The organism is Nostoc sp. UIC 10890 (assembly GCF_054786515.1).
Window position 1 is genome coordinate 1 of the sequence record NZ_JBSGKF010000128.1, and the last position, 1,804, is coordinate 1,804.

At 44.5% G+C, this 1,804-nt stretch carries 3 protein-coding genes; all 3 read right to left on the reverse strand.

What is annotated here, in order from left to right; all coding sequences use genetic code 11:
• Positions 1-23: 23 nt before the first annotated feature.
• Positions 24-701, reverse strand: coding sequence for a hypothetical protein (locus ACWATR_RS39775; protein ID WP_460345817.1), 678 nt, complete (start codon positions 699-701; stop codon positions 24-26).
• Complete coding sequence (locus tag ACWATR_RS39780; RefSeq protein WP_460345820.1) at positions 701-1,111, reverse strand: hypothetical protein; 411 nt, start codon at positions 1,109-1,111, stop codon at positions 701-703. Before ACWATR_RS39780 ends, ACWATR_RS39775 begins: the two co-directional genes overlap by 1 nt.
• A 371-nt stretch (positions 1,112-1,482) precedes the next feature.
• The coding region (locus ACWATR_RS39785) for a hypothetical protein (RefSeq protein ID WP_460345823.1) at positions 1,483-1,804 on the reverse strand (322 nt) is incomplete at its 5' end.

The window sequence follows — 1,804 nt, forward strand, 5'->3', positions numbered from 1 at the left end:
AATCCTCCAGACCCTTATGGGTCTTAGTTTCTAGCCAACGATTCGCACAACAATATGCAGCCCAAAATCATGAATGGTGCTGTAAATTCAAATGGGTTACGAGCGGCAAAGGTGGTGACAATATCGAATGCCCAAACCGCAATCACAACCAGCCCTGCACTAGAGCGATCGCGTATACCTGCGGTTTTGTAGTCCGCCCAGAGTTGGCCTACTAAGTCAATCTTGCCACTAGGCTTAGTTTCAAGGTCATAAACCATGTGGTCTTGAAGTTCCCGTCGTGCGGAATCTGGGTTCTTACCCCGTAGGGCGTGGGCTTCAATTACCTGAACACCCACAGAAATTATGAATGCAAGGTAAAAAAACGGGTTGAACAGTGCAAACGGCACATTTAGCCAATTCCAAGCCGGCTCAAACCACGGGCATACAGGCGGGCCTTGAAAGATTAATTGCCAAGTTGAATCAGCACTAATCATGGAACCGCCGATAAATAAAATCCCGCCAACTAACGCGCGACCTGCACCTCCATTAGCAACAAACTGATTGACAATCGCGGCGGCTGCTCTAATGGGTAAACCGACAATCATCACTACAGCCTTGGCACAAAAATCGATTATTTCACCAAGCGATCGCTTCTTACCTTTAGGCTTACTATCGCTGTTGCCAGTACTATTAGTTTCCGCACTTGATGAACTATTAGCCATTACTTTTTCCTCACTGGTTTGATATTTTGAACGCTTTTACAAATCCCTTTGGCTTTGTATTTCCACTTCCAAATTCCTTCTTCAATTCGTCCAATACACTTGCCCGTTGCGTCAAAAACATCAACAATCTCATCATCAAGATATAGGGTTGTGTCTGGTCTGGGATTGCGTTTAGCGCTATCAAAGTAATTGGTAATTCTCAGTTTCCGAGTTGTGGGCATGACTCCCGCCTCATACAAGGCATCACTGGTTTTAGCCCGTTCTTCTATGCGGGAACGTTCTAATTCTTCTGTGGCTTTTAGCCGTTGAAGCTCTGCATAAGCCCCCAATTTGGGTACTAAAGGGATGATTACAGGCAACATGCAGATGCCAACACCAGCCAAAGCTAAGTACAGTTGTTTCTTATACATGAGACTACTGTGTTATAGCGCGTTCTTACTACAAATTTTTCCCCTGTTTCACACATAAAATGAGGCGTTTCATGTTTCACGTTTCACGCTGGGGGAATGCTGTTTCATGCTGTTTCACGCCCTGAAACACTGATGAAACCGTTGAAACGTTTCATGAAACAGTGCTGTGAAACAGCTTCGTGAAACAATCCCGCCCATAAAGGCTTGCGAGTAGGGAATTAGCTGGTGTTTCATGTTTCACGTTTCATGTTTCACGCCGGGCGAATGCTGTTTCATGCTGTTTCACGCCCTGAAACATTGATGAAACCGTTGAAACGTTTCATGAAACAGTTTCGTGAAACAGTTTTAAGAAACACTCGCGCCCATCACTATTACTTTGATGCCCGTCCCAGAAAAGTCAATCCTGCACCAACAAGTAATGCCAAGGGAATGAATATCCCGCTACCAATTAATCCAGTAGCGATAAAGCTACCAACGAGATATGCACTGCCACCTAAAGCGCCAACAACTGAAGTAGCAAACAATCCCGTACTGAGAACATCCATGTCCTGATTTTTCCTTTGATGAGTTAATAGTTCTTGAAGTAATCGGATTTGGGCAACAGTGGCAACAGTTTCATTTTGGATTTGTAACAATGCCGCCACTGTTTTATAAGCTTCTAAAATCGGATCTGTGTCCCCATTGAAGAAACTC

Bases quoted from the DNA above. Each gene is read 5' to 3' on its own strand.
- ACWATR_RS39775 (WP_460345817.1), bottom strand. From the start codon at position 701: ATGGCTAATAGTTCATCAAGTGCGGAAACTAATAGTACTGGCAACAGC.
- ACWATR_RS39780 (WP_460345820.1), bottom strand. From the start codon at position 1,111: ATGTATAAGAAACAACTGTACTTAGCTTTGGCTGGTGTTGGCATCTGC.